The organism is Pectobacterium versatile, from assembly GCF_003932035.1.
Lineage (GTDB): Bacteria > Pseudomonadota > Gammaproteobacteria > Enterobacterales > Enterobacteriaceae > Pectobacterium > Pectobacterium versatile.
On record NZ_CP034276.1, the window covers coordinates 3,722,422 to 3,745,971 of the forward strand.

Below are 23,550 nucleotides of genomic sequence, written 5' to 3' on the forward strand. Positions count from 1 at the left end.
ACACCATCACACTCCGGTTTGTCACTACTTGTTAGTTTAGTCGATATCAGTAGCTTGTGCTTTTGTTATCACAACAACAGAACTGAGCATGTAAAGCTTCAGAATATCTGAAGGTAACACACTTTCTATCCTGCTTGCCGGATCCTTTTCCGCAGACAAAAACGCCACAACCAGAAAGTTATGGCGTTTTGTCGGATAACGCGAATAAAACGTTATCTGTCGTTTTACAGCTTAGCAGCAACCCAAGATTCAACGCTTGCCAGCGCAGCAGGCAGTGAAGACACGTCTGAACCACCAGCCTGAGCCATATCTGGGCGACCACCGCCTTTACCGCCAACCTGCTGGGCAACAAACCCAATAAGTTCACCGGCTTTTACGCGGTCAGTCAGATCTTTCGTTACACCAGAAATCAAGCTAACCCGCCCTTCTGCCGCCGTTCCAAGAACGATAACAGCAGATCCAAGCTGATTCTTCAGGTCATCAACCATCGTGCGCAGCAGTTTAGGATCCACGTTGTCCAGTTGCGTAACCAACAACTTCACACCGTTAACCTCTTTTGCTTTGCCAGACAGCGACGAGCTTTCCTGCGCCGCTTGCTGAGCCTTCAACTGCTGAAGCTCTTTCTCCAACGCGCGGGCACGATCCAGAACAGAGCGTACCTTATCCGTCAGGTTGTGACTATCTCCTTTAAGCAGTTGCGCGATGTCTTGCAAAACATCACTTTGGCGGTGCAGCGCAGACAGCGCATTCTCACCCGTGGTCGCTTCAATACGACGCACGCCGGCAGCAGTGCCTGATTCAGAAATGATCTGGAACAGGCCAATATCACCGGTACGACTTGCGTGCGTGCCGCCACACAGTTCAATGGAGAAATCACCCATCGTCAGAACACGGACATGGTCGTCGTACTTCTCGCCGAACAGCGCCATTGCGCCCTTCGCTCTCGCATCATCCAGCGCCATGACATCCGTTTGCACGGTAAGGTTACGGCGGATTTGCGCGTTAACGATATCTTCAACCTGACGAATCTGCTCAGGTTTCATCGCTTCCGTATGTGAGAAGTCAAAACGCAGATAGCTATCGTTAACCAGAGAGCCTTTCTGCGCGACGTGATCGCCCAGAACCTGACGCAGCGCGGCATGTAGCAGGTGCGTCGCAGAGTGGTTCAGACGAATGCGATCACGGCGTTGGTTATCAACGTTTGCATCGACACTGTCGTTAACACGCAGCGTACCCTGAGTCAGTTTACCGACGTGACCAATTGCCTGACCGTATTTCTGGGTATCCTGAACGGTAAAGCTAACACCCGCATTTTTCAGTTCACCCTGGTCACCAACCTGACCACCGGATTCACCATAGAATGGCGTTTCGTTCAGAATCACAACCGCTTCATCACCTGCCGCAATCTGATCAACCGCGTTTCCATTGTGATAAATCGCAATAACCTTCGCTTGCTGCTGCGTTCTTTCATAGCCGCAGAACGGTGTGTTTTCATCTACACGGATGAGGCTGTTGTAATCTACGCCAAATCCGCTGGCTTCGCGTGCGCGCTGGCGCTGAGCCGTCATCGCAGCTTCAAAACCTTCTTCATCGACTTTCAGGCCGCGCTCGCGGCACACATCGGCAGTGAGGTCGACAGGGAAACCATAGGTGTCATACAGGCGGAAGGCCGTTTCACCATCAAGAGTATCCCCTTTCAGGTTTTTAATTTCTTCGTCCAGCAGAGACAAGCCGCGTTCCAGCGTGCGGGCAAACTGCTCTTCTTCCGTCTTCAGCGCCTGCTCAACCACAGACTGCTGTTTTTTCAATTCTTCAGCCGCTGGCCCCATGACGTGAATCAGCGGCGCAACCAGTTTGTAGAAGAAAGCATCCGTAGCGCCCAGCATATTACCGTGGCGCGCAGCGCGGCGGATAATACGGCGCAGAACATAACCACGGTTTTCATTAGATGGCATCACGCCATCGGCAATCAGGAACGCACAAGAGCGGATATGGTCGGCGATAACACGCAGCGATTTATTGGTTAAATCCGTCGTTCCGACGGCTTTCGCTACCGCATCAATCAGCGTTTTGAACAAATCAATGTCATAGTTTGAATTGACGTGCTGCAAGACAGCAGAAACGCGCTCTAACCCCATGCCAGTATCGACGGAAGGTTTTGGCAGTGGCAACATTGTGCCGTCAACCTGACGGTTGAACTGCATGAACACCAGGTTCCAGATTTCGATATAACGATCGCCGTCTTCATCAGGGCTTCCCGGCGGACCACCTGCGATGTGCTCACCGTGATCGTAGAAAATCTCGGTACATGGACCACACGGCCCCGTTTCGCCCATCTGCCAGAAATTATCAGAGGCGTAAGGTCCGCCTTTGTTATCACCAATACGAATAATTCTTTCGCGCGGTACGCCAACTTCATCAGCCCAAATGTCGTAGGCTTCATCATCTGTTGCGTATACCGTTACCCACAGTTTTTCTTTCGGCAGATTGAACCACTGTGGAGACGTCAGCAATTCCCACGCATAGCGAATCGCATCATGCTTGAAGTAGTCACCGAAGCTGAAGTTACCCAGCATTTCAAAGAAGGTGTGGTGGCGTGCGGTATAACCTACGTTTTCCAGGTCATTATGTTTACCACCGGCACGTACGCAGCGCTGCGAGGTCGTCGCTCGGACATAGCTACGTTTATCCAGACCGAGGAACACATCTTTGAACTGGTTCATACCCGCATTGGTGAATAACAATGTCGGATCGTTGTTCGGCACCAGAGAGCTGCTATCAACAACCTGGTGTCCCTTACTGTGGAAAAAATCGAGAAACGCTTGACGGATCTCAGCGGTGCTCTTGCTCATAATTGTCCTGGAATCAAGCTAGAAGAACAGATCGCGGGCAAGGTTAGTCCAGCATGCTGACGTTACCGAGCAACTCACGAACAAAAAGTGGGAATAAGATAAATTTTCTTCGATGGGAAGTAAAATCCCGTGTGCGTTCAATCTGAAAAATTCGTATAAATTGACTGGATTTCTTCATGAAAGAAGCCACGATAGAGCAGATATCGCTGATGTTTGACTTTGTCTTTCCATTCATCGGACAGAGGATGCCCGAATTTTCGTTCCACAACCGATTTCGCCAGCGCACACCAATCGATATCACTCTCGTTTAATGCTGTGGCTAACGTTGTTTTATCGATTCCTTTCTGGCTTAGCTCCATTTTGATCCGCTGGGCACCATAGCCTTTGCGGCTCCGGCTGCTGATATAGCGGCGAGCATACCGCTCGTCATCCAGCCAACCATGTTCCTTGCAGTACGCAATAGCCGCTTCCACATCTTCTGCAGCAGCTGTGGCTGTGGCTTCATTTGCTTCATCTTCTGCTTTTTCGCTTTCTGACTTATATAAATACGCCGCACATTTGCGGCGTATTTCGGTTTCACTATAATCGCGAACAGAAAGCACATTCATCGCATAGCGTAATGGTTTATTCATCCATCTACCCGCTGAAGTGATCTGTCGGCGATAATTCAGCCACCATTAAAACTCTTCGTTGCCTTCACCAGCGAATTCATCTTCGTCACGGCTATTACTGGCAGCGGCAGGCGTCAGTTCATTGCCTTTATGCAGCAGCATTTCACGCAATTTCTTATCCAGTTCAGCGGCAATCGTCGGGTTCTCTTTCAGGAAATTGCAGGCATTGGCTTTACCCTGACCGATCTTATCGCCGTTGTAGCTATACCAAGCACCGGCTTTTTCGATCAGTTTGTGTTTCACACCCAGGTCAACCAGCTCACCGTGGATATTGATGCCTTCGCCGTACAGAATTTGGAATTCAGCCTGTTTAAACGGTGCTGCTACTTTATTCTTCACCACTTTCACGCGGGTTTCGCTGCCGACAACTTCTTCGCCTTCTTTGATAGCGCCAGTACGACGAATATCCAGACGAACAGAGGCGTAAAACTTCAGTGCGTTACCACCGGTAGTGGTTTCAGGGTTACCGAACATCACACCGATTTTCATACGAATCTGGTTAATGAAGATCAGCAGCGTATTGGCTTGCTTCAGGTTACCCGCCAATTTACGCATCGCCTGGCTCATCATACGTGCAGCCAGCCCCATGTGGGAGTCGCCGATTTCGCCTTCAATTTCGGCTTTCGGCGTCAATGCTGCAACGGAGTCGACGATGATAACGTCAACAGCGCCAGAGCGCGTTAGCGCATCACAGATCTCCAACGCTTGCTCGCCGGTATCCGGCTGAGAACACAGCAAGTTATCGATATCTACGCCAAGCTTTTTCGCATAAATCGGGTCCAGCGCATGCTCAGCATCGATAAACGCACACGTTTTGCCTTCGCGCTGAGCGGCAGCAATAACCTGTAAGGTCAGCGTTGTTTTACCGGAAGATTCCGGGCCATAAATCTCAACGATACGCCCCATCGGTAAACCACCAGCGCCCAGAGCAATATCAAGGGACAAAGAACCAGTAGAAATGGTTTCAACATCCATTGAGCGATCCTCGCCCAACCGCATGATAGAACCTTTACCAAATTGCTTTTCGATTTGGCCCAGTGCTGCCGCAAGTGCCTTTTGTTTGTTCTCATCAATAGCCATTTCTGCTCCTGTCATGCGGCGTAGCACTGCTGTCTCTACGCGGCTGCTTAATCATGAATTGCCGAATAATTACTGACATTATACTGTATACACATACAGCATCAAGGTTATTTTTTCAGAAACGTATCGAGCAACGTTTGTAGCGCAAAATGGACCGATTGCAGACGCACCGCGTTTCTGTCTCCGCTGAACCGCATTGTCCGGGCGAATGCCCCACCCTGTTTGTCTGTGAAGCCAAACCACACCGTGCCGACAGGCTTTTCTTCGGTCCCCCCGTCTGGCCCAGCGACGCCGCTTACCGATATGGCAAAATTGGCATCAGCAGCCTGTAAAGCCCCTGCGGCCATCTCATTAACGACAGCTTCACTCACCGCCCCATGCCGTTCCAGTGTTTCTGCGTTCACATTCACCAGACGCTGCTTGGCCAGATTGCTGTATGTCACAAAGCCGTAGTCAAACCAGCCAGAACTACCTGCGATATCGGTAATAGACTTAGCCAACCAGCCTCCGGTGCAGGATTCTGCACACGTCAACGTGGCACCACGCGCCTTCAATTTTTCACCCACCAAAGCACTTAACCGCAGAATGTCAGCTTCCGTCATTGCCGCCTCATCTTAATCAAGGATTGTTGGCTCAGGGTAACACTTTTCCCCGAAAAAGACGTCCCGCTGCATGGTATGCGAAGCGCATAGCAAAGAAGATGAAAAAGGGATGAAAACCGAAGAAGAGCGAATAAAACGCCGCCGAATAGTCAGAGAGAAAATAGCACTACCCTAATAGATTGTCGGTCGGCAGGGATACAGAGGGAATAAGAGTCATTAATAGTGATGGGACAATTTACATACAGCCAGCGCAACTGGTGCATCGCCAGTCCTGCTTATTTATAGCCTGAAAGAAATATCTAAAATAGCACTCTTCGATAGGGATATTATTTTCTTCAAAGCTATCGGCCAGCCAGTCGATATTTTCCAGAATCCAATCATCCTCATCTAACCCGTCCCGGTACATTTCATCATCAGGATCGATGATAGAGTAAATCCCCATCGTTCCCATATGATTTTCTTTATATTTTTCCGGTAACGTGAGCTCTTTTTCTTTATAAGATATTAACCAGTGGCCGTGGCAAAGCAGGTTGCCATTGCGACTCCACTTAGCAACAAATGGGTTACTCATATTTATTCCTACCAGCATAAAAGCTAGCTATAAACGTATCACGACATATTTATAAAGTATAATCACCTCACAATCAATGTGCTATTTACAAAACAGAATATAGGGATAAACATCTTTTACATCTTAATAGGTATAAACCCATTAGCGATAAATTGATAAATATCAATTCACATGGAAATAAAATATCTAGACAGGAAAGATAAATAAAAAAAAGCCCACTAAAAATAGTGGGCGGGGTACTGCTATTATCGTTATGTAAAAACCCTGGTGTTTTGCGGCGCGTCATTCGGCTTCTGTCTGATACTTACAGTACCGAATGAACATTAACGCAACATTAGGCGTGGAAAAATTCTGACGATTGCTGTGATAGCCTGCGCCAACACTACCGCCACCGTCTCCGCTTTGCTTCGTTGGTCGAGATCGGTCAGAATGGCGTGCATATGCCCATAAAGGGGTAATAATCCATTAGGGAGGATGACGGGTGTTTCCCTCTTTCTTAAAAAGAACCGCAGCGAAAAACGGCAGTTATGCCAATAAAATCAGCAGCAGCATTACGATCAATCGCCCGGCAGAACGCTTGTTTGATCTCTGGCGCAAACCGGAAACATTGCCGATCCTGATGGGCCATTTCGCCAGTATCGAGATACTGAACTATACCGATTCCAACTGGCGGATTAACACGCCGATTGGCGCGCTCATTGAGTGGCAGGCTCGTATTATTGATGAAAAACCGGGGGAGTATATCCACTGGCGTTCGCTGGCAGGGGCTCGGGTTCCCAATGAAGGCAGGCTTTCTTTTCAACCTGCCACATCGGAAGCGGGTACAACCGTAACGCTGACGATTCGCTACAATCCACCGGGGGGCTTGATTGGGAAAAAGATCGGCCAAATGTTTGATATGTTTTCCCGCGATATGCTGACGAAAACGCTCTATCGTTTCAAAAAATTAGCGGAGGATGAGCTGGCGTAAGCTGCATCAGACACCATAGCAACAGGTCATCATTGACCATTTTTCTGAACTGACGAAAGCGCCCCACTAAAAGGAACGTAGAATGCTGGAATTGATTCAAACCATTGGTCTTGGTCTGGTGTTAATCCTGCCACTCGCGAACCCACTGACAACGGTAGCGGTATTTTTAGCGATGTCCGGCAACATGAGCCAGGGGGAACGAAATCGTCAGATCTTTCAGGCCTCGATCTACGTTTTCATCATTATGACCGTCGCGTACTACGCGGGTCAGGTCGTGATGAATACCTTCGGAATTTCCATTCCTGGGTTGCGCATTGCCGGTGGACTCATCGTGGCATTTATCGGTTTTCGCATGCTTTTTCCTCAGCAAAAGCCAGAACATGCACCTGAAGTCAAAAGCAAAAAAGAAGAAATTAACGACAGTTTCTCTGCCAATGACGTCAATATCGCCTTCGTTCCACTGGCGATGCCAAGCACCGCGGGGCCAGGAACTATTGCCCTCATCATCAGTTCTGCCTCACAAATCAAGAGCGGCGTCGATATCACGCCATGGGTGATTACCGTTGCCCCCGTACTCACGTTTATGTTGATCAGCTTGATCGTCTGGCTCAGCCTGAAAAGTTCTGGCCTGATTATGCGGCTGATCGGGAAAAGCGGTATTGAAGCCATTTCACGGCTGATGGGATTCCTGCTGGTTTGCATGGGCGTGCAGTTCATCATAAACGGTACGCTGGAGATCGTGCATTCCCTCCATTAAGTTGAAACGTTGCCAGATAGCCCAATTAGCGTCTATAACTTTGAATAGCGGGGTTTATTTAACGGCCGTAAGAGATGTTCAGCCTGTGTTACATAACAACAATAAAGATTAATTTTGCTTACCTAGCGGAAAGTAGGTGCGGCCACCATGAAAATAAGAAAACGGTTCCCAATCAATTTACGTTCACTCATTTTATCGCTCGCTATTGTCAGCATGATCATCACGCTGACCAACGCCTATGTGGCCGTTTATAACGTACAGAAGAAACTCATTACCGATCAGATACTGAGTTCAAACCTTAACTATTCGTCCAAATTAGCGGCTACCACAGAAAGTTTTTTATCTTCGGCACAGCAGGAGCTGGCTTACAGCGCGACATCAGTCGCCGAGAGTTTTAGTGACGATGCCGCGCTACTGGAGAAAAGTGAACAGACATACCGCATGAGCCAAAGTTTCAATTCTATTTTCATTGCGGATACCCAGAATAAGATACAAGCGGTTTATCCAACCTCGCTGAACCTGAAAGGAAATACACTGACTTCAGAGGCTAGCAAGCTGGCGTTGGAGGAACAGAAACCGTTAATCAGCCAGCCTTATGTCTCTATGACAGGGAATTTAATCGTACTGGTGTCTTCCCCGATAAAAGACAAACAGGGGAATTATCTCGGTTACATCGGCGGGACGATTTATTTAAAGAGTGAAAGCGTCTTAAACGAATTCATGAATACCCATTTCTATAACGATTACTCCAGCGTTTACGTGATCGATAAAAATGGGGTTGTTCTCTACCATCAGGATAAGCAGTGGGTCGGTAAGCCCGTCAGCGACGAAAGAATCAAAGAAGTGTTTCGGGACAAGAAGAGTGGCACCGCCGCCATGCCCGATATGCAGGGCATGCCGTCTCTGGCGGGTTTTGATACGGTCAATTCATCCGGCTGGATCATCATTACCTTGCACCCTTCTCAAACCGTTATCGATTTGCTCGACAGCGTGATGCGCTCCGTCTTATATGAAGGTGCGCCAGTGATGATATTAACGCTTATTGCTCTCACCCTACTCGCTTTCTCTATTGCCAACCCTCTGCGCTTACTGGCCGTTTCTGCCAGTAAAATGGAGGAATCTGACGTCATTGAAAAAATTAAGAAAGTCCCCTCCTGGTATTTTGAGGTTGACCAACTAAAACGCGTCATTCTTTTCGGTACTCTGCTGCTACACAAACGAATTGGCAAACTGAGTTTGCAAGCCCACACCGATCCGCTCACCGGGTTACTCAACCGCCGTGGTATCTATGAAAACATCGAACTCATTCTGTCGAAGAGTCATCAGGTTGCCGCTATCGTGATTGATATCGACCACTTCAAACACATGAATGATACCTATGGGCACAATGTTGGCGACGATGTCATCAGGATACTGGCTAAAAACATAAAACAGGGTTCACGCGAATCCGATCTGATCGGCCGTACCGGAGGGGAGGAGTTCCTCGCGCTCTTGCCCGATACGGACATAGAGCAAGCCGCCGAAATTGCCGAACGGCTGCGTAAAAAAGTCGAAAAAATGCCGCTGCCCATTCCTGAAAACATCACAATTTCATTAGGCGTCACCTGTTTTATTCCGGGAGAGGAGCAGATCGATAGCGTTTTGAAAATCGCGGATGATGCCCTTTATCAGGCTAAGCATGAAGGCAGAAACCGAGTCGTTACCAAAACCGTTCCCGACAGTTCAATCAAGAGCGAGACAGAATAAGCACACTCAGCACCAATCCAGCTCGCTGAAAATCAGGCAAAAAAAACCCGCACGAGGCGGGTAAGGTCATTCTAATGACAGGGATGGTTAACTACACAACACTCACAGAGATGTGAGGTACTGACAAGGGATGCAAGGACTATAGCAAGCCAAATGTATAGTATTGTCATCGGCAAGTAAGGTTAATCTACCGGTTGTAAAACAACATTGGCGATACTTACTAGCCGCCATATCTGGCTATTTCAACCTGCTTTCCCCGATAGCAATTAGGCTTTTTGGGGGTTCATCATCGCAGCCAGCAGCGCCACGATGGCCAGAACGCTGGCAAGCCCCCCAACCATCAACCATCCTCCCTGATGCCATGCGGCCATCGCAACCGAAGACCCCGCTGCGCCCCCCAGAAACATGCCGCCCATGAATACGGTATTGATCCGGCCTCTGGCGGCTTCACCGAGTCCATAAATCACATGTTGATTGGCAATTAACGCACTTTGCACGCCGAGATCGAGCAGGACAACGCCGATAATCAGGCCAATGATGGAATCGAAACCGATGAATATTCCCCATGAGAGCAGCGTTAACAGCGATCCGGCAATCACAACCGGGCGACTGCCGGCTCTATCGGCCAGTCTTCCAGCTAGTGGAGCCGCAAAAATGCCCACGACACCAATCACGCCGAACAGACCCGCAGCGGCAGCGCCCATGTGAAAGCGTCCACTTTCCAGATACAGAGCAAGCACGCTCCAGAACGCGCTGAACGATGCAAACAGCAGCGCCTGAATCAGTGTGGCTTTACGCAATGCACGCTCCCCCTGCCACAGCGTTACCAGTGAACGCATCAGCTCACGGTAACGAACGGTTTGGTTCGATAGTGAAGCTGGTAACATTCTTCCCATTGCCCACGCGCCCGCCAGCGCCAGCGGCACGCTCAGCCAGAACATCTCCCGCCAGCCTGCGCTTTCCGCCACCAGGCCCGCAATCGTACGGCTAAGCAGGATGCCACTGAGCAATCCACTCATCACCGTTCCGACAATCGCGCCGCGCTGCTTCGCATCGGCAAGTGCCGCCGCAGCCGGAACAATCTGCTGTGCGGCGGTGGCACCAAAGCCAATAAGCAATGAGGCACTTAACAAGGCAAAAGCCGATGTCGACAATGCAGCAAACGCAGAGGCCAACGCCAGCAGCAAAAATTGCCACACGATCAGCCGACGCCGATCGAACTTATCACCGAGCGGAACCAGCAGTAGCAGTCCCAAGGCGTAGCCCAACTGCGTCACGGTTGGGATCAGAGAAACCACCCCGCTTGACGTAAAACTTTCGCCGATCACGCCTAGCATCGGTTGGTTGTAATAGATATTGGCAACAGAAATACCGCTGGCTGCGGCCATCGAGAAAATCAATACTTTGCTGGGAACCTGCTGCGTTCTGACATCGGCTTCACTGGATAATGTGCTCATCATCATACCTGTCTGTGTGTTTCCTGCCGGAAATCGGCAAGCAATGAGTAGAGCATAAGACGTCGTACTCATTCCCAGTAGAGAGGTAAAATGGATATCAGCTATTCCGAGTAGGAATGAATCAGGAGAAAAGACGCTGAACGAAATCGGTAAAAATTCTAGCGCGAGCTGATGTCATGCGGCCTCCGGGATAGACAGCCCACAGGTCCATCTTACCCAGCGACCATGAATCCAGCGCGGTGACGGCCTGTCCGCTCTCCAGTTCTGGTGCAAACATCCATTCGGAAGCGACGGCCAACCCTACGCCGGATAGCACCGCAGCACGCACGCCTTCCGCCGCAGAAACACGGATACGCCCATTGGGGAATACCGTGGTCTGTGTTCCATCCCGAGAAAAAATCCAGCGATCGGTTCTCTCTCCCTGCAAATAAATGACGGCAGGATGCGCAGCCAGTGCATCAGGAGAAGCTGGCATGCCATGAACGGCAAAATAATCGGGTGTCGCTAAGAGCCGCATGGAACACGAGGCCAACCGCTGGGCGATCAGGCTTGAATCCTTCATTTCACCCAAACGCAGTGCCACATCAATTCCTTCAGCAATCAGATCGATCGGACGATCGTCCAGAATGACATCAATATTCAGTTGCGGATGTTCTGCCATGAATTCATAGAGTCGCGGCATAATGTGCAGTCTGGCAAAGGTGACGGGCGCGCAGATGCGTAGCCGCCCAGACAGCGCAGCGCTCCCGCTAACCACATGCTCTTGGGCATCCCTCAGTACCTTTAACGCGGGGGAGATTTGCTCATAAAAATTCTGCCCAGCTTCTGTCGGTGTCAGCCCTCGGGTAGAACGGAGCAGCAGCGGCGTTGCCAGCTGATTTTCAAGCTGCATAATCGCTTTGGAAACCGCAGGCTGCCCAATACCGAGCCTGCGAGACGCAGCGGAAAACGAACCCGTTTCAAAAACGCAGATAAAAGTTTCCAGCGCGCTCAGGCGATCCATGATTTCTCTTCAGCAAAAGGGGTTTCACTGCATCATACCGTAATCCGGCGAGGATAAGGCGGCTCCACACCGCGCCCTTCTTTTCCCTGTTATCACCATCGTCAGGCACATTCACTTTACCGCCGACCGTATCAGGTATTACTCTGATGGCATGACTTGTCATGACCGAGCCGGCAAATTTTTGCTGCCTTTTTTCAAAATCTTACGAGGCGATGCATGAAACTTTTCATTTACGAACACTGCCCATTCTGTGTCAGAGCCAGAATGATTTTTGGTCTGAAAAATCTGCCTGTTGAGCAATCCGTCATTATGGAAGGCGACATCGACACGCCAACGCGCATGGTGGGCCGCAAAGTGGTGCCTATCTTGCAGAAAGAAGATGGCAGTTTCATGCCGGAAAGCATGGATATCGTCCACTATGTCGACAGCAAACAAGCGCCATTAATCGCCGACAAGCCGGTTGATGCTGAGATTGAAGCCTGGTGTAAATCCGTTTCCAGCGCGGTGTTTAACCTTGCGATCCCTCGCTTCACAAAAGCCGACTTCAAAGAACTTTCCACGCCAGAGGCGCGTCATGCCTACATTCTGCGTGAAGAGAAAGCCTTCGGCGATCTGGATGCACTAATAGCAAAAACGCCGGAGCTGATTGCGGAAGTGGAGCAGAAACTCGACGCGCTGGAGCCGCGTTTGGCAAACGTCAGCGCCATTTCCACCACCGATTTTATTCTGTTCCCAATCTTACTGTCGCTCACGATCGTGAAAGGCGTGCAGTTTGGCCCTAACGTTCACGCATACCTTGAGCGTGTCTCAACAGCCAGCAAGGTTGCCTTGCTGACCGATAAGGCGCTGTAAAATAAAAATATATACCCTAAATAATTCGAGTTTCAGGAAGGCGGTAAGGGAAGGAATCCCGATGAGCTTACTCAAGTAAGTGATTCGGGTGACTGAACGCAGCCGACGCACATGCAACTTGAAGTATAACGGGTATAGAAACAACAAAGGAGCGGCTTATAGCAGCTCCTTATTTTTAGCAACGTTCGGATAACGTTGTTCATTTACCGAAATCAGGATTATTGATCCTTGGGATTGAGCTCACATCCTTCTACATCGTGATCAGGCTCGATCACGGAATACGCCTGAGTATTTTTCGTTTTCTTTATCAGGAAAGGCTTCCTTGAAAAGTAACTCCCAATGTGAGCATCATCCACGAAACAGGCAATGATCTCTTTTTCATTTTCCGAGATAATACGCAGTGAATACGTCCAACTGCCATCTTTTCGCGCTGCGTCTGCCCAGTCTTTTTCCTAGCTAAACACATAGTCACCGGTATCCTTCAGCAGCGTTCCCTTAGGGAAATGCTTCGGCCCAAAAGAACTGCGGAAAGTAGTCACATCTAAATGCTTCAGCATCGTCAGCGCATCCGTTTTGGTTGCCGAAAAACCGGTCTGGGGAATCATCAATAATGAAAAAATCACGGCCAAAAATAGCTTCATTTACTGCAACCCTGCGATAGAACATCCGTGCGCGTATTCTATTTTAAAAACATGATCCGCAATAGCGTTATGGGGCACGGTTTCACCCCATAACGCGTGACCAATTTCAGCACGTTACTACGATGAAACTGCGACATAAAATCATTCAAGTGACACAAGGATAACCCGACTCCAGCGGCCTCCGCCTGCTCACGGAACAATGCGCCGCTAAACAGCGTGACATCGTTCCCCTACTCAACCAAATAGCGAGCGTGTCTCAGTGAACGATAAGACGAGGACAGTACGCTTACGCCATATCAGGCTGTTTAACTAAGTAATGGCTAGGCGTACCGCGGATCTCCACAACCTCACCGTCCAACTGCTGTGCATCTGCATTCTTCATCAGCACAAACTGCCCATTAACATTGGCGGCCACACCATGCCAGGGCGTCAACCAATCGTCCTTAGTCGGCATCATATGAATACCCAGCTTCAGGCTGTCCGAAGGCTGAGGGTGAATAGATAATCGGATGGCATCTGGGAATTGTTCAGCAAGCAGGTTGCCCCACGCCCAGCTGCGTTGAATAACGCCACACGCGCGCTTTTTGGCATCCTTCTGTAAGGCCGCATTAGAGCCGGTATAGTCAGGCCGCAGGCTATCCTCATAGAGAAAGCGGGTTATTGAACGATAAAGCTGCAAGCCTTCTTCGCTCTGCATGAGCTGCGCCTTGATCTCCTCTTCTGACTCGGCGTAATCCTCAACCAACTGCTGGCGAAGATGATCATAGTCAGCAGTGAGTGGCGCCATATTCTCTACGTCCTTAAGATTAAAGACACTGAGATGAATAGCCCCCAACTCATGCAGTAAATTTTCAATCTCATCCTGATAGGTGTTAATCGTTTCGTCACTAGTCCCAATCAGGTCACCGAATACATGTCCATCCGAGCAAATACGGATGTGCGCGCCTGCCGGGTAATAAAGCTGAATGCGCTGACATAGTGAATTCAGAAAGATCAGGGACAAACGTTCCGCCATATCCGGTACTCTACCCAGCACTTTATAAGGGTTCGGAGATTTAACTGGAAACGCAGGCAGAATAAGTTCAATTTGACGCCCCTCTTCAACAAATGCTCGAATCCTGGGTAATTGAACCAGAGTCACCTGAGATTCTTCTTCACTAATTGATTTCGTCGACTGGGTAAATCTACGCCGATATTGAATTAACTCACTTAATATTAGCGATAAAACTAATTCATTATTCATCATATACAAAAAACCTTATTGCTTTACATTAATTTAAAAAAATGAATAAACTACATAGCAGTGGCGTAGAAACAATAGAATAAAATCCTTACGCGAATACAATAAAAATACTGAATAACATATTCAGTATTTTTATTTACGCTGCTAATAATTAAATTAGATCATAAATAGATATAATAAGGATTAAGGACGTAATTATTAAAAACGAGGATAAGTAACGGTACAGATTGATCTCTTTCATTTTTTCAGTATCGTACGTCGCGCCTCTAATTATTTGCCACCCCGGCGAACTCCGCTTCCGCATTGTAGTGGACGCGCACCGTCGCCCCAGCGGGTCCGTCGCTTCCAGCAGATTATCGAACGCGCAGCGGAACTGGTAACGCTGACCCAACGCATCCATCACTGCCGTCAGGTTACCTTCCACATCGTAACCAAACCGCGTCTCGCTGCCGTCTTCGTACACCACTTTCGACGGTGACTCGCGCACGCCGTCATATTCCCAGCGCCGCACCTGCAAGCCCTCAGCATAGCCCCGTTTGATGAACGAGCCGCCGCAAGCTGGCTCAACCGCTTTCCCGGCGGGTTGAACATGGAGAGTGCGCGATGAGCATCAGATACGCTTTCCACCACGGCAACCTGCCGGAGCTGACGTTAACGGGCGATGAACTGGCGCTGGCAGGCTTTACCGCAAATACCCTGTTCCGTATTCAGCTTTACCGAACGGGCTGCTACTGACACGGCTGGATGAAGATACCGATATCGCGATACGGATGGCTGAACTGGGTGGTAGCGAGACGGAAGGCGCAGACTGGATGAGTGACAACGGCGAACTGACACTGGCAGGCGACTGGCTCACCCTGAGCGGGTTGCTCGGCCAGCCATTAAGGATTAACGTGCTGCCCGGTAAAATAACCATTCGGGCAGAGGTGGAAAATATGCTGGCGTAATAATACAAACAGATAAAAATAAAAAGCCGGAAGGATCGTCAGATCTCTTCCGGCATCAAACTTATGAATATGGTGAGTTGTATACTTGCACTGTTAGTGGTGAATTTAGCTCTTTAAGAAAACAGTCAGGATTTTTATTTGATAAAAAATACATATAAAAATCATACCCAAAATGGAATTCAATATCATCACTCACTAATTTACACCAGACATCTTCCCTTAATATACTTTTTACAACATTCTTAACTGATTCAACACTAACTTCTTGTTCATTTGAATAATGAACACCACCATTTAACTCAACATCTTTAAGTTGAAAATTATCGACAGAGAAAAATAAAGAAGCATTCACTATAAAATCAATATATTGATTTTCTACTTTCTCATATTCATCAATATCAACTTTATCACCAACATCAAAAAAACTAGTCCATTCATCTGGAAGTGAATAAATTTCACCATCGATATTTTGATATTTAGTAACTCTGTAAGAATATCTCATAACTAATCCCCTATCCTATTTAGATTAGCATCGTATGTTCCAGACCTAGTTTTTCTACTTCCTAAATTCTTCACGCTATCAGCACCTTTCCAAAAACCACCATTATGCCCATCGACATCAGGTGTGATATACCTTACGTCTCTTGGTGCTTTTTTATTCACATAAACAGGTTGACCATGAGAACGCTCATTTGTTTTTGAGTAGCCAAGTTCTGCTGCTTGTTCCTTATGGCTCTTAGGAGGAGTTTTTGAATTCTCTGGGCTATTTTCCCCATCACAACCTTCTTTAGTCAACCCCAACGGGTCAACCCACTCTAACGGATTGTGAACATATCCCTGCGGTCTGCGGCCTCCAAGCCGCCCTATAGGGTCATAGGGACGATCCCGACACGGTCGTACTTTTTAGCGTACTTAACCTATTGATGCAACGTGCTTTTTAAGTCACGTTTTTCGCCAGTTTAACACCGTCTTAACCCGAACACCCCGACGCGCACTTTTAGCCCCGGACACGCTACCGCCATGCTGTGACGTCCCTGTCTGCCTGCGCCACATCATAGCAGCGGCGTCAGCCGCTGCCATTAGTCGTTTTGTCTTTTGGGGTTTACCACGGCAACCCGCGCGACTTCCGCAACTCGTTTGGGGAAGCCGGGCGGGTTCTGCGGGTGCGGGCGGCAAAGAGTCCGCAAGCGTCGCCCCGAGACGCTCTGGTGCACCGTGCCGGAGGGAGCGGCAGGTTTGCATGACCACGCCACACCGGGGCGGGGAGCGGAAGCTGGCGAGCGGGGAAGGAGCAAGGAGCCTGCCGACTGCGACCCCGCGCAGCCAGACGCAGCCGGGCGGGCATAAAGCCCTTCAGCGGAGGCCGCAGGCCGACAACCCTTGCTCTGTTGACGTTGATGTTTGCTGAAGGCTGACGCCGGAGCCTGCGCCGCCAGGGAAGGCGGCCACACCGTCAGAGCCAGGGAAGCACGCTGAGGTTCGCAGCAGAGCGAGCTGGCGAGCTGTGCGCCACACCGCGCCAAGAACCCAACCCCGGCGGCCAGCCGCTCACCGATATGGAAGAAGACCGCAGCGCGCCCTTGTGGTAGACGGCGCCGACATAATGTTCGTTACGCGTTGGCCGCGTTCAGCGGCTTTCGCGTAATGCCACATTATGTTGAATGACGTTCGGCCAGCAACGATTGTGGCAGAGAACAACTGAGGTGAGCGCTGGCCGGGCGACATTTACCGCCGGAGCGCCTTAGCTGAACAAGGCAAGAGGTGCGCCACGGACGGCGCGCCTTTTGCCAGACACCGTACCGCGATATTGAAGGGAACCAGCTACTTTTTCGGGCTGTCCGGCGATACCGTGGCGTCCGGCTTGCGTTTCTTTCTGCGCCTCGCTTTCGGCTTGCGCTCTGCCGGATGCGTCTTCTCATGCACCTGTTTCAGATGACCGATAGCCACACGGGTGTATATCTGCGTGGTTTCCAGCTTCTCATGGCCGAGTATCGCTTGTATGTGTCGTGTGTCCGCGCCCCGCTCCAGCATCTGCGTTGCCATCGAGTGCCGGAACAGGTGACACGCGCCCGCTTTCTTCAGGTGTGCATCATCCCGTATCGCCCGGCCTGCCAGTATCGTCAGCGTTGACCGTGCCAGCCGCTTGCCCCATATCGTGACGAACAGGTAGCCACTGTCGTGTTTCGTCGTCAGTCTCGGCCTTACCGCATCCAGATAGCGCTGTACCCAGACCAGCGCACGCAGGCCAACCGGCACCACTCTGTCTTTATTCCCCTTTCCCTGTCTGACGACAAGCACTCCGCGCCCCACATCCACATCGGCCAGCATCAGCCCGGACAGCTCTGACCGCCGTAGCCCCGTACTCCACAGCATTTCCAGCACGGCGCGATTGCGTAACCCCGTCAGCGTGTCGGTGTCCTGCGCATCCATCACCGCCTCGGTTTCTTCTTCGCTCAGTATCTGCGCAGGAAGCCGTTTCTCCGCTTTCGGTAATGTCATCTGCTCTGCTGGGTTGTACAGGATATAGTGCCGTTGCAGCAGCCACCGGAACAGCCCACGGATTGCGGACAGGCGGTTAAGCTGACCACCCTGTGCCAGCGGTTTCCCATCCGCTTTGCGGTAACCACCGAGATAGCGCTGATAGCCTTCCAGCACCGACAGGCTCACCTGTGCCGCCTGCGTCATGCCACGCTCTTCGCACCACGTCACGAACGGGCGCAACCGTTCACCGTACCCTTCCACCGTGCGCGGGCTGTGGTTCGTCGCGTTCAGGTGTTCGAGATAAGCCGTAGCGTACTGGCGCAGCGTCTGTGACAGGCTGCTAAGGTAAAGGGCTTGCGGTGTCGGGGCTTTCGGCTTGGTCATGGCGGCGCGTCCTGCGAAGTGAGAAGAAGGGAACTACGATGTGATGCGGCGACTTTTCTTTACCGGAACAGTGCTTTTCACCTTATCGCCACTTGCGACTAACGACCCCTTATCCGGCGTGGCTTGGCGGGATTCTCCTCCTTCCAACTTGGCACCAACTTGGGGGCAACTTGAGGCCAACTTGCTTTCCTTAACCCCCAACTTGCATGAGTCGTACTGCTTGCCTGTATCGTTTTCTGGCGGATCGATAAGGCCGCACAGGTGCGTGTTCTCATCGCTGCCGTTCCCATCCCACAGCAACTCGTATTGCAGCAGGTGTCCCCGACTGCCGCCGTGGATAAGCAGGTATTCCATTTCGACCAGCCGCAGACAGTGGACTTTCAACTGGTTATCGCTCCACTGGGTCGCCTCGCGGATATCCCGCCGCGTAAAGCGCACCTCGCCCGGCTTCCGGCTCTGCGCGTGCGCTAACTGGTTCACCATCCCTTGTATCAGCAGCAACAACTTTCTCGTCTGCGGCGGCATTTCATCCAGTGTGCGACCAAGGATTTCATGCGCCAGTTTGTTGGCCAGCACGATATCCGAGCGCTCGACCTCGATATACTCGATAACCTGACCTCGATGCTCAACCTGCTTTACCTCCCGCTGATACTGGTGCAGCAGCGCGATACTTTGTATCAGCGTCAGGTATTTCATATGGTCGCGGCGGGTTCTTGTTTTGTCGCTCAGGAACGTAAGCTGTGAGGCGAACGGATTCACCACCTTGAGCGGGCGTAACAGTCGCTGCGCATTCTGGTGAAGCTCCGTCAGATAACCTTTCTCGTTCTCCATCAGCAACCCTTCCAGCGTTTGTTTATGCCGCTGCAACGCGTGGATAGCCTCGGTCTGTTCGCGGGATTCGTTCACGGTGAGAACCAGACAGCGGTTCAGCAGCTCTTCATCCACATCGATGGCCGTGGTCGTTAACATCAGCATCACCGGGCCTTTCACCGTGTACTGTTTCGTCACCAGATTGCCTGTGGCATCATCTTTGCCTGTGCTGGCGATGGTTAACTCACCATCCGACTGCAACAGCTTCAGCGCATACGCCGCCTGCCGTACCCCTTCCTCTTCCGCGATGGCGAGGATTTTATGCTGGAGATTGGTTTCACCCAGATAGAACAGGCTCTGGCCTGTCATCGCGCTGTACTGTAAGCGCTCTTCCGGCGGGATAAGATTAAGCACCGCGTCCATCAGGCTGGATTTCCCCGCCGCACTGGATGACTGGATTAACACCGCTAACGGCCTGTCCAGCTTGCGCGACACCGCCGCTAAGTAACCCGCCACTAAGTTAGTGGACTCCCCCACCACGCCACAGGCGGCAAGGTCATCCGTCAGCCTGCCGATAAGATTCGGGTCACGCAGCAACGCCAGCGCCGCATCCCGCTGTTCATCGGTCATATCCTGTGTGGCTTCGCTGTGGGTTTCCGGCTGGCTCAGGTGCGCTTCCAGTGCCAGCAGCACCCGACCCAGACTGCGTTTAACATCACTTTCGGCCAGCCCTAACTCACTGGCCGCTAACCGCGCATACCCCGCACGGCTCCGGGCGCTCATCATGTCCACGCTGTCCGCGAACACCACACCGCTGGCCGTGTCGATGACCTGCGCGTTCACCTTCATCACGCCACTGCCCGCTTTCACCGACGCCATCCCCCGGATGCGCCACTGCTGACCGGATAACGCTATCTCAAGCTCACCGTTCGGCAACGCTTCAACCACAACCCCCGCAGCTAAGGAAGAGGCTGATTGAGACGGTTTTTCAGGCTGTGGCACAGATTCAGGTTCAGCGTTCACCGCTTCCCCCATCGCCATTGCGCCTTCTACCACCGCACGGAACGCCTGCTCCGGCTCGGAGACTTTGCACAGGTACTCGTTCGCATCCATGCCGGACGGGAACACCACACGGAACGGCGTGATGCCCTCAGCAACCAGAGACGAGGCCAGTTTCACCGCGCCGTCATCCCCTGCCGTATCGTTATCGAACGCGATCAACACCTGTTTTACGCCGTGCCCGATAAAGGCTTTGCGCATCTCATCAGTAAAGCCATTCACGCCATACGCTGCCGTCACGTTGCGGTAGCCTGCCACCCAGAACGACATCGCATCGATTAACGACTCACATAAGATGACTGATTTACTCGCTACCAGTGCCTGCTCGTTCCACACCCCGCCGTGTGGCCCCGGCAGATACAGGTGGTTCGGCGTACCCGCACGCAGACGGTCGCCCACCTTGCGCCCGTACAGCTCCCGCACCTGACCGCTCATATCGATAACCGGCACCACTAATGAACCCGCCAGATGCTCATGGCCGGATGAACGCAGCACGCCGATGGCCTGCAACTGGCTGCGAACGGTTGCTCCGTCTTTCAGTTTGCTCGATGGCAGGCGATAGCCCAGCGTCCGGTTAGCGAACCCCAAGCGGAACTGCGCCACTAACTCAGGATGATTGAGGCGGCGCTTTTCCAGATAGGCGATGGCCTCCGGCGCATTAAGCAGCGTATGGTGATAGAACGCGGTAACGCGATGCAGTAACGCCTGCCTTTCCTGTTCATTAGCGATATCGCTAACGGGCGGCAACGGCTCAGCGGCGGGCACACTGCCCAGTTCACCCCGCAGCTTATCGACCGCATGCGGCAGGCTTAACCCTTCCGTCTTCATCACCCAGTCCAGCACCGAGCCGCCGGCATCACAGCCGAAGCAGTGATAAAGGTTCTTCTCCGGGCTGATAACACACGATGGCGTGTTTTCCTGATGGAACGGGCACAGCACCACGAAGTCTTTACCGCGCTTCACCACCTTGCGCCCTTGAGCACGCACCACCTCCACTAACGGCACGGCGGCTTTCAGGTGCTGCAACTCAGATTCGGGGATGCGTGCCATATGCGTTTCCTCTAAAAGCCTGTCAATAGTAAAAGAGTATAAATAACTCCGTTGCAGAGTACTCCATTATAGAGTATTGTCAACTGAGTTATCAAAAACACGAGGTACTCTCATGGCAATGTTAACCAGACAACAGCTACAAGCCATGAACACTAAAGACGAGACATTCTTTAAGGAACTCGGTACGCGGATTGCGCTGGCTCGTAAAGCCCAGCAACTGACTCAGCAGCAACTGGCTGAACAGTTAGGCATTGCCCAGCAGACAATGGCGCACTATGAAGGCGGGAGGCTCAAGGTTTCTGCGGCGTTATTACCGCAACTCGCGCAGATCCTTAGCCTGTCACTGGATGAACTGCTCGGATTGCCTGCAACCCGGCAGGGCAGCAAGCGCGGGCCAGTTTCGCGTCTTGAGCAACAGATAGACGTTATCAGCCGATTACCCAGGGCAAAGCAAAAACTGGTGTCGGAGATTCTGGATAACGTGATTGGTAAGACAGAAGAGTCGTAAACGATAACGCGACTGCTACAGGAGGCAACCTGTAACAGCCGCTCACCACAACCAACTGGAAGGAGTTGACCATGGCTGACACGCATTCTACGCCAGATACCACCGTTTTTAAAATCGCTCAGGCCGAACGCTTTACCCGCGTTGGCTATCGCCCCATCAAGGGCAACCACGCTACCCCCGCCATCAACATCGCCGGGCAGTGGCTCAAGGACGCCGGATTTACCACCGGGCAACCGCTCCGGCTGCGCATCATGCCCGGCTGCATCGTCATCACCACGCAGGATATCCATGAACTGTGGGGCAACCTGCAAGCCCTCAGCATCGCCCCGTTTGATGAACGCGCAGCAACCCAATGGCTGAACCGCTTTCCCGGCGGCCTGAACGTGGAGACGGCACGATGAGTATGGGTTATGCATTGCAGAACGGTGACCTGCCGGAGCTGACGCTAACGGGCGATGAACTGGCGCAGGCGGGCTTTACCGCCTACACCCTGTTCCGTATCCGTCTCTACCGTAACGGGCTGGTACTGACGCGACTGGACGAGAACACCGATATCGCCGCCCTGATGGCTGAACTCGACGGCAACGAAGCGGAAGGCGCGGATTGGGTGAGCGATAACGGCGAACTGACTCTGGCAGGCGACTGGCTTACCCTGAGCGGGTTACTCGACCAGCCGTTAATCGTTGAGGTGCTGCCCGGTAAGATAACCCTTCAGGCAGAAGTGGGGGCTATGCTGGCGTAATAACACAAGCTGCTAAAAATAAAATAGCCGGAAGGATCGTTAGATCTCTTCCGGCTATTATCAAAAAATCAAAATTTAAAAACACTAGGTAAAAAAACAGCTATTTCACCCACCTTAGCATCAATTAACTCGTCTGGAAGCGGATCATCAATATCAGTCTGGATAATAACTCCATCCATACTTTTATCCATATACCCTTCATCACAATCATCATAGAAAAAAGAATCCGGTATTTTCTCAGTAGAGTCTCCAATATATATCCCTTGCATCCCCCCCTGATATCCAGGATGGGCAGTAACCTTATAAATCTCACCATTACGCACATCTACAGATATTGAAATATAGTGACTAGGGATTTTATATTTCACTGAGAACAATGCATCCTGAACATATTTAACAACATACCGTTCAAAAAATTGTTCATAAGATCCAATATTATCACCTAGGGTTATACCACCTAATGATTTTGATGGAATAATTTCCGCATTAACATCTATCATAATCAATCGATCTCCGCAGGGAATCTAACTGTACCATTTTTACCAGAAGACACTTTCCAATATGGTGCTCCGTCATAATGTCTTCGCGACCCTGGGTGATACTGAATATATCTATCAGTAACATCATTACCCCGTTCATTTAACTCGCGAAGTGTAAAGCCATCTTCTGTTCTGGATTTATTCATTGTCCCAGCCTTCCAACCTTCTGGAATACCACCTAGTTCTTCTTTTAATGATTCTGGTGTATGTCCTTTAAGAACATCCGGGTTATCAAAGATATCCTCGATATTATTTATTTTTGCTCTTGAGTTTTTTTTATCAGGGCCTTTATCAGAACCATTTTTTCCCTCTTTGGGCGTCAACCCAAGAGGATCTACCCAACTGAGCGGATTTTTTACATAACCATATGCCCTTTTGCCTCCCGCTAACCCTATCGGGTCATAGGGACGATCCCGACACGGTCGTACTTTTTAGCGTACTTAACCTATTGATGCAACGTGCTTTTTAAGTCACGTTTTTCGCCAGTTTAACACCGTCTTAACCCGAACACCCCGACGCGCACTTTTAGCCCCGGACACGCTACCGCTATGCTGTGACGTCCCTGTCTGCCTGCGCCACATCATA

Annotated in this window: 23 protein-coding genes and 2 pseudogenes; 8 read left to right on the plus strand and 17 right to left on the minus strand. The window is 50.9% G+C overall.

The window, feature by feature from the left end; all coding sequences use genetic code 11:
• Positions 1-224 precede the first annotated feature (224 nt).
• From alaS to EIP93_RS16920, 5 genes are all read right to left on the minus strand, one after another.
• The gene (gene alaS / locus EIP93_RS16900; RefSeq protein ID WP_109226147.1) at positions 225-2,852 is read right to left on the minus strand and encodes an alanine--tRNA ligase; all 2,628 of its coding nucleotides are present in this window, start codon (positions 2,850-2,852) and stop codon (positions 225-227) included.
• A gap of 137 nt (positions 2,853-2,989) precedes the next feature.
• A complete protein-coding gene (recX, locus tag EIP93_RS16905; protein WP_119158327.1) occupies positions 2,990-3,484 on the minus strand; it encodes a recombination regulator RecX in 495 nt (164 codons plus the stop codon).
• Positions 3,485-3,529: 45 nt separating this feature from the next.
• Positions 3,530-4,603, minus strand: coding sequence for a recombinase RecA (gene recA, locus EIP93_RS16910; protein WP_103862885.1), 1,074 nt, complete (start codon positions 4,601-4,603; stop codon positions 3,530-3,532).
• Between the two features lie 107 nt (positions 4,604-4,710).
• Positions 4,711-5,205, minus strand: coding sequence for a nicotinamide-nucleotide amidase (gene pncC / locus EIP93_RS16915; protein WP_103862886.1), 495 nt, complete (start codon positions 5,203-5,205; stop codon positions 4,711-4,713).
• Positions 5,206-5,440: 235 nt separating this feature from the next.
• Positions 5,441-5,776: a hypothetical protein gene (locus EIP93_RS16920; protein WP_116362514.1), complete on the minus strand. Its 336-nt coding sequence runs from the start codon at positions 5,774-5,776 to the stop codon at positions 5,441-5,443.
• 481 nt (positions 5,777-6,257) lie between these two features.
• Between EIP93_RS16920 and EIP93_RS16925 the strand changes: the two genes are divergently transcribed.
• From EIP93_RS16925 to EIP93_RS16935, 3 genes are all read left to right on the plus strand, one after another.
• A complete protein-coding gene (locus EIP93_RS16925) occupies positions 6,258-6,746 on the plus strand; it encodes an SRPBCC family protein (RefSeq protein WP_107333318.1) in 489 nt (162 codons plus the stop codon).
• Positions 6,747-6,828: 82 nt separating this feature from the next.
• Positions 6,829-7,503: a MarC family NAAT transporter gene (locus EIP93_RS16930; protein ID WP_103972173.1), complete on the plus strand. Its 675-nt coding sequence runs from the start codon at positions 6,829-6,831 to the stop codon at positions 7,501-7,503.
• Between the two features lie 147 nt (positions 7,504-7,650).
• Complete coding sequence (locus EIP93_RS16935; protein ID WP_125233000.1) at positions 7,651-9,249, plus strand: sensor domain-containing diguanylate cyclase; 1,599 nt, start codon at positions 7,651-7,653, stop codon at positions 9,247-9,249.
• Between the two features lie 266 nt (positions 9,250-9,515).
• Here the strand turns inward: EIP93_RS16935 and EIP93_RS16940 are convergent, their stop codons facing one another.
• On the minus strand, positions 9,516-10,712 hold the full coding sequence (locus tag EIP93_RS16940) for an MFS transporter (RefSeq protein ID WP_109226149.1): 1,197 nt from the start codon (positions 10,710-10,712) through the stop codon (positions 9,516-9,518).
• 115 nt (positions 10,713-10,827) lie between these two features.
• Positions 10,828-11,709, minus strand: a complete 882-nt coding sequence (locus EIP93_RS16945; RefSeq protein WP_103972170.1) for a LysR family transcriptional regulator — start codon at positions 11,707-11,709, stop codon at positions 10,828-10,830.
• 216 nt (positions 11,710-11,925) lie between these two features.
• Here EIP93_RS16945 and grxB point away from each other — a divergent pair, with 216 nt between their 5' ends.
• The gene (gene grxB / locus EIP93_RS16950) at positions 11,926-12,561 is read left to right on the plus strand and encodes a glutaredoxin 2 (protein ID WP_039494458.1); all 636 of its coding nucleotides are present in this window, start codon (positions 11,926-11,928) and stop codon (positions 12,559-12,561) included.
• A 452-nt stretch (positions 12,562-13,013) separates the two neighbouring features.
• Here the strand turns inward: grxB and EIP93_RS22945 are convergent, their stop codons facing one another.
• The 3 genes and pseudogenes from EIP93_RS22945 to EIP93_RS23095 form a co-directional block, all read right to left on the minus strand.
• The gene (locus EIP93_RS22945) at positions 13,014-13,202 is read right to left on the minus strand and encodes a hypothetical protein (RefSeq protein ID WP_241229559.1); all 189 of its coding nucleotides are present in this window, start codon (positions 13,200-13,202) and stop codon (positions 13,014-13,016) included.
• A 286-nt stretch (positions 13,203-13,488) separates the two neighbouring features.
• Positions 13,489-14,448 carry an L-tyrosine isonitrile synthase gene (gene pvcA / locus EIP93_RS16960; RefSeq protein WP_420899351.1) on the minus strand — a complete coding sequence of 320 codons (960 nt, stop codon included), beginning with the start codon at positions 14,446-14,448 and terminating at the stop codon, positions 13,489-13,491.
• A gap of 266 nt (positions 14,449-14,714) precedes the next feature.
• Positions 14,715-14,977: pseudogene (locus EIP93_RS23095) on the minus strand (hypothetical protein); the annotation flags it as partial.
• Between the two features lie 71 nt (positions 14,978-15,048).
• Here EIP93_RS23095 and EIP93_RS23100 point away from each other — a divergent pair.
• Positions 15,049-15,392: pseudogene (locus tag EIP93_RS23100) on the plus strand (SymE family type I addiction module toxin).
• A 61-nt stretch (positions 15,393-15,453) separates the two neighbouring features.
• Here the strand turns inward: EIP93_RS23100 and EIP93_RS16980 are convergent.
• From EIP93_RS16980 to EIP93_RS17000, 5 genes are all read right to left on the minus strand, one after another.
• Entirely contained in the window at positions 15,454-15,894 is a 441-nt protein-coding gene (locus EIP93_RS16980) for a hypothetical protein (RefSeq protein ID WP_125233002.1), read from the minus strand.
• 2 nt (positions 15,895-15,896) lie between these two features.
• Positions 15,897-16,193 carry a toxin C-terminal domain-containing protein gene (locus tag EIP93_RS16985; protein ID WP_206428380.1) on the minus strand — a complete coding sequence of 99 codons (297 nt, stop codon included), beginning with the start codon at positions 16,191-16,193 and terminating at the stop codon, positions 15,897-15,899.
• 278 nt (positions 16,194-16,471) lie between these two features.
• Positions 16,472-16,843 carry a hypothetical protein gene (locus EIP93_RS16990; protein ID WP_125233004.1) on the minus strand — a complete coding sequence of 124 codons (372 nt, stop codon included), beginning with the start codon at positions 16,841-16,843 and terminating at the stop codon, positions 16,472-16,474.
• A 370-nt stretch (positions 16,844-17,213) separates the two neighbouring features.
• Positions 17,214-18,257, minus strand: coding sequence for a site-specific tyrosine recombinase XerC (xerC, locus tag EIP93_RS16995; protein WP_125233005.1), 1,044 nt, complete (start codon positions 18,255-18,257; stop codon positions 17,214-17,216).
• A gap of 33 nt (positions 18,258-18,290) precedes the next feature.
• Complete coding sequence (locus EIP93_RS17000) at positions 18,291-21,176, minus strand: DNA primase (RefSeq protein ID WP_125233006.1); 2,886 nt, start codon at positions 21,174-21,176, stop codon at positions 18,291-18,293.
• A gap of 112 nt (positions 21,177-21,288) precedes the next feature.
• On the opposite strand from EIP93_RS17000, the gene EIP93_RS17005 reads away from it, so the two are divergent.
• From EIP93_RS17005 to EIP93_RS17015, 3 genes are all read left to right on the plus strand, one after another.
• Positions 21,289-21,684 carry a helix-turn-helix domain-containing protein gene (locus EIP93_RS17005; RefSeq protein WP_011094922.1) on the plus strand — a complete coding sequence of 132 codons (396 nt, stop codon included), beginning with the start codon at positions 21,289-21,291 and terminating at the stop codon, positions 21,682-21,684.
• A 71-nt stretch (positions 21,685-21,755) separates the two neighbouring features.
• The gene (locus tag EIP93_RS17010; RefSeq protein ID WP_011094923.1) at positions 21,756-22,085 is read left to right on the plus strand and encodes a SymE family type I addiction module toxin; all 330 of its coding nucleotides are present in this window, start codon (positions 21,756-21,758) and stop codon (positions 22,083-22,085) included.
• Positions 22,082-22,426, plus strand: a complete 345-nt coding sequence (locus EIP93_RS17015; RefSeq protein WP_011094928.1) for a SymE family type I addiction module toxin — start codon at positions 22,082-22,084, stop codon at positions 22,424-22,426. Before EIP93_RS17010 ends, EIP93_RS17015 begins: the two co-directional genes overlap by 4 nt.
• A gap of 68 nt (positions 22,427-22,494) precedes the next feature.
• Here EIP93_RS17015 and EIP93_RS17020 read toward each other — a convergent pair whose 3' ends face one another.
• Together EIP93_RS17020 and EIP93_RS17025 are read right to left on the minus strand one after the other, a co-directional pair.
• Positions 22,495-22,926, minus strand: a complete 432-nt coding sequence (locus tag EIP93_RS17020; protein ID WP_039494437.1) for a hypothetical protein — start codon at positions 22,924-22,926, stop codon at positions 22,495-22,497.
• A 2-nt stretch (positions 22,927-22,928) separates the two neighbouring features.
• Entirely contained in the window at positions 22,929-23,288 is a 360-nt protein-coding gene (locus EIP93_RS17025) for a hypothetical protein (protein ID WP_080735477.1), read from the minus strand.
• Between the last annotated feature and the right edge of the window lie 262 nt (positions 23,289-23,550).